The 4223-nt window shown below is 59.5% G+C and carries 4 protein-coding genes; 3 read left to right on the top strand and 1 reads right to left on the bottom strand.

Features of this window, described 5'->3' with window-relative positions; all coding sequences use genetic code 11:
• Nucleotides 1-678 (bottom strand): outer membrane beta-barrel protein (locus WCB02_RS24765; protein WP_423962306.1); only part of this gene is annotated, 678 nt, incomplete at its 3' end.
• 496 nt (nt 679-1174) lie between these two features.
• Between WCB02_RS24765 and WCB02_RS24760 the strand changes: the two genes are divergently transcribed.
• The 3 genes from WCB02_RS24760 to WCB02_RS24750 all read left to right on the top strand — a co-directional run.
• Entirely contained in the window at nt 1175-1708 is a 534-nt protein-coding gene (locus WCB02_RS24760; RefSeq protein WP_423962304.1) for a hypothetical protein, read from the top strand.
• Nucleotides 1709-2171: 463 nt separating this feature from the next.
• On the top strand, nt 2172-3674 hold the full coding sequence (locus WCB02_RS24755; RefSeq protein ID WP_423962303.1) for a sensor histidine kinase: 1503 nt from the start codon (nt 2172-2174) through the stop codon (nt 3672-3674).
• Nucleotides 3667-4223: response regulator transcription factor (locus WCB02_RS24750; RefSeq protein WP_423962301.1), on the top strand; the 557-nt coding region annotated here is incomplete at its 3' end. The genes WCB02_RS24755 and WCB02_RS24750, both read left to right, overlap by 8 nt.

Below are 4223 nucleotides of genomic sequence, written 5' to 3'. Positions count from 1 at the left end.
GCCGTTATTGAGGTTCTCTTTCAGGAGTTGGTTGCTGAACAGTCCGTACGCCGTGGTGTAGCGATAGTTCTCGCCATAGATCGGCGCGACCCGAAAGCCCCAATCTATGTGGTCTTTTTGCACCGTGTCCGGCAGGCGCTCGAAATAGACCACCGCCTGGTCGAGCTGCACGGTATTTGGATTGTAATCATAGGCCGCCGGTGCATTGCCGCCGCGTACCGAGTTATTGCTGAGGTTGCCTCCCCCATCGATCCAGCCGTAGATCTGGATGTGGTCGTCGTTCATCGCCTGCCCCACCAGCGTATTGCCGAGCGCGGCCATCAGCGGGCTATCGATCGAACTCGGCCGCGTCACGCCAAGGCTGGTGCTGCCGCCATAGGGCCATTCCGTGAATGGCATCGGTGGCGTGGTCTGCGGCGTCGGCGGAACCTCGGACTCGGGCCGGCGCGATGGCGGCGCCTTGGGGTCTTGAGGTGCTGACGGCTGATCCCATTCGAGTCGATAATAATTGATGAAACGGCTGACAAAGTCGCTGCCGAGATAGCTGTCGAGGCAGGAATAGTCCTTGTATGGATCGCAGAAGCTCGAGCCCATCGGCGGGACGGTGTCCGCCGCATATGCCGCGCCGGACAGTCCAAACGCTGCCAACGAAACGCCCGCCAAGAAGAGTTTCTTCATACAATTGCCCCAAGCTGCTGTTACTGGCGTCTTGCAGACGCTCTCGCGGTTCTGTGAACTCAGCAGTGATCATTCGTTTTGGGCGGACGAAAAAGCGATACGGGTTGCCCCGCGGTTTCGTTAAAATAAAATATCCGAAATCATTTTTCTGGCGCTGCTTGCACGCATATGCGTCATTTGCACGCCGATTTGCTCAAACGCTTGGCGGAAATCGTCGTGTTTCGGGACGAACTCCCATTGCATTGCAACCATTTCTGGCGAAGTGTGACTTTTCCGTCATATAGCGTTGGCGCGCGTCACACACGCGATTCAGTCGTTGTCACGGCTGGATATTTTTTTGCTATGAAAACGGCCCGCATTGTCGATCGAAGAAATATGCGCGGAATAGTTAGAGTTCGTCCATTGAGCGATTTGCTGCTCACGAGGCGAGACGATGAAAGCCGCAACAGAGGTTGCAACCGATTCAGATGCTAACGAGAGCTTTGATCTCGGTTTCTTGCCGAAGGCTCTGACGGAACAGTGTCAAAGTCTGATCGAGAGCTACCATGAGGTGCACGGCTTTGCCTGCCTGCCTGACATCCTCTGGAAATCGCGGCTCGGCCCTTTCATCCAGAAGCAGCGAGAGCTTCGGCAATTCCTGCGGAAAGCGTCGATCACACGAAGCGCGAAGAAATCCCACGACGGCTTCGTGCGGATCGCGACCGCCATCCTGTCGCTGGAAATATTGGCCTCTAGCTTCGCTGGCTGGGGCGCGATTTATCCGGAGGCCGCGGAAGCGGCGCGTACGATTCTCAGGCGAAACGCGCGCGGCCCGCATATGCCGTTGATGGAGTTCTATCTCTATCCGCCGAAATATATCTCGTCTGCCGCGATCGCGACCCTTACCCCGCGTTTGGGCCGACCCGCGGATGACGTGAAATTGTATCGGGCGTCAAAGCCTGAACTCTCAGAGGAAAAACAAGCCCTCAACTATGTGAATGCCATCCAGGACGGGCGGTTCGCTCACAGGGCAGCGGCACCAACGGCGTGAGCCCGCTCCTTTCGAGACGGGCAGATTATTACCTCGAGATCGGCACCGCGCCCGATATCAACCAGTAATACACTATTCCCGCCCAATCAGGCTCTCCGGGTGATCGTCGATGCTCGCCGCCCGTCGGCGCAACCTGCGGCTATTACTTTTATATGTTCTTGACCGACGAACAGCATGGATTTTCTACTCCGATTTAGAGAATCCTGACGCCGCTGGATCTCGCACTAGGGGGCGACGTTTTCCGCGCCAAAGTCAGACCGCTGGGGAGCGATTCCAATTCGGCTTTGACGGGCCGATGCTAGTCGTTCGATGTCTTTGATCTATAGGCGCTCGATACTTGAATTATCTTTTTTATCTAGGTCGGCTCGCAAAGGCGCAGGTCACACCGACTGAACGTGGTGCAGGTCAAGCAACATCGCCCTTCCACGGCGGGCAGCGGACGTCAGTGTTGCGGGTGGAGTTCATGCCTCTGCTACTGTCCGTCCTCGGCGTCGGGCTCGTCACCGCCCCCTTGCTGTTGCTCCAACAGACCATCGCGGCCGATCTCGTCCCCATCGCCTATCTGATACCGGTCATCTTCGCTGCCACAACGTGGGGCATCTGGCCCGCGACGCTGGCGTCGATCGCCAGCATGGTCGCTGCGGATTTCTTCTTCTTTCCTCCGATCTACAGCCTGCAGGTCGAGGATCCGCAGGACGCCGTCGATCTCCTGCTGTTTCTCGTGGTGGCGCTGGTCAGTGGCAACCTCGCCTCCCGCTTGCGCCGCGAGACCGATACGCTGCGGCAGCGGGAAGCGGAAATTCACCAGCTCTATGATTTTTCGCGCCGGCTGGCGGCGTGCTTCACGATCTCCGATCTGGTTGCCGCGATTCAGAAATACCTGTCCCGGGCGCTCGGCACGCATGCCGTTTTCTTCGTCGCAACGGCCGACGGCCATTTCGAGCCGCCGCAATGCGGGCAGCCACCAGGCGCGGTTGTGGAGCATGTCGCCGCGATGGGCGCGGCGGTCGGGCTTGCCGCCCGTCTGGTCGTCGATCAGCGGACCCGGGAGGCTTGGCTGCTTCGCGCGGTCTGTTCCGAAACCGCGGTGCATGGGGTCATAGCCATCAACATTGGCGCCGGCACCGCCGAAGCCCTCAGCATAAGGATGAGCCGCGCCGAAGCCGTGCTTGATGAGGTCTCGCTGACACTTCAGCGTCTCGACATCGGCAAGGCGATGGAGGATGCGCGGCTGCACTTGCAGGCGGAATTGCTACGGGATGCGTTCCACGGCACGATCTCGCATGAGCTGTGCTCGCCGCTCGCAGCGATACAGGGTTCGGCGACCGTTCTAAGCTCAGTCCCGATGATACACGACAATACGCAGGCACGGTCCCTGGTTGATGCCATACTGGAAGAGGCGGCCGAACTCGACGGCTATATTAAGAATCTTCTCAATGCCACCAAGGTCACCGCGGGCGGATTGCGACCGCAGCCCGATTGGACGGACCCGAGAGACATCATCGACGCCGCGATCAGGCGAGCCGCGCGGCGGCTGGCGGCGCACAAGATCGAGATGACATTCGACGAGTATCTGCCGCTGGTCCGGGTCGATTCCGGTCTCATCGAACAGGCCTGCGGCCAGCTGCTGCAGAATGCCGCGAAATACTCCCCCTCCGGTTCGGCGATCACAATTAAGGCGCGCGCCGAGCAGCAACGGCTGATCATCTCCGTTTCCGATCACGGCGTCGGCATCACGCCCGACGAGCAGCAGCAACTTGGCCGCCGGTCGTTCCGAAGCAAGCGGCACCAGGCGACCATTCCCGGATCCGGCCTGGGCTTTTGGATCGCATCCACCTTCGTCAGGGCGAACGGCGGGACCATCGCCATCTCCAGTCCGGGGCCGGGGCTTGGGACGACGGCGTCGATCTCGCTGCCTGCATTTCGACCAACAACCACCGATTTGATGGCAATCGAAAATGACTAAACCTGCCAATATCGTGCTCCTGATCGACGACGAACCGAAGATCAGACGTTTTCTTCGCGCCGGCTTCGAACTCAACGGCTTCGTGGTGCTCGAAGCCGAAAACGCCGCCGACGCCCTGAAGATTGCCACATTCAGCCCGCCGGACATCATCATTCTCGATCTTGCGCTGCCGGACCTGCATGGCACTGAAGTGCTGGAGCGGTTGCGATCCTGGTCCAACGTTCCCGTCATCATTCTGTCGGTGGTGGCGAACCAGGAGGAAAAGGTTCGCCTGCTGCAGGCGGGAGCCGACGATTACGTTGTCAAGCCGTTCGGCATGGCTGAATTGCTCGCGCGCAGCGAAGCCGCGCTGCGGCGTTATTTCAAATCCGCGACGCAGAATCCCGTCGTCGTCGCCGGTCCGCTCTCGGTCGATCTCGTGACCCGGACCGTCTCGCTCAACGAACGCCCGCTCAGGCTGACGCGAAAGGAATATCGGCTGCTTCATATCCTGGCCACCCATGTCGGCCTGGTGGTGACGCACGACCATTTGCTCAGGGAGATCTGGAC

This window comes from Bradyrhizobium sp., assembly GCF_049581145.1.
Lineage (GTDB): Bacteria > Pseudomonadota > Alphaproteobacteria > Rhizobiales > Xanthobacteraceae > Bradyrhizobium.
Note: the sequence above shows the minus strand (reverse complement) of the source record. Positions and strands in the feature narration are given on the sequence as shown.

Excerpts from the sequence above, each read along its gene's own strand:
- WCB02_RS24755 (WP_423962303.1), top strand. The coding sequence starts at position 2,172 with ATGCCTCTGCTACTGTCCGTCCTCGGCGTCGGGCTCGTCACCGCCCCC.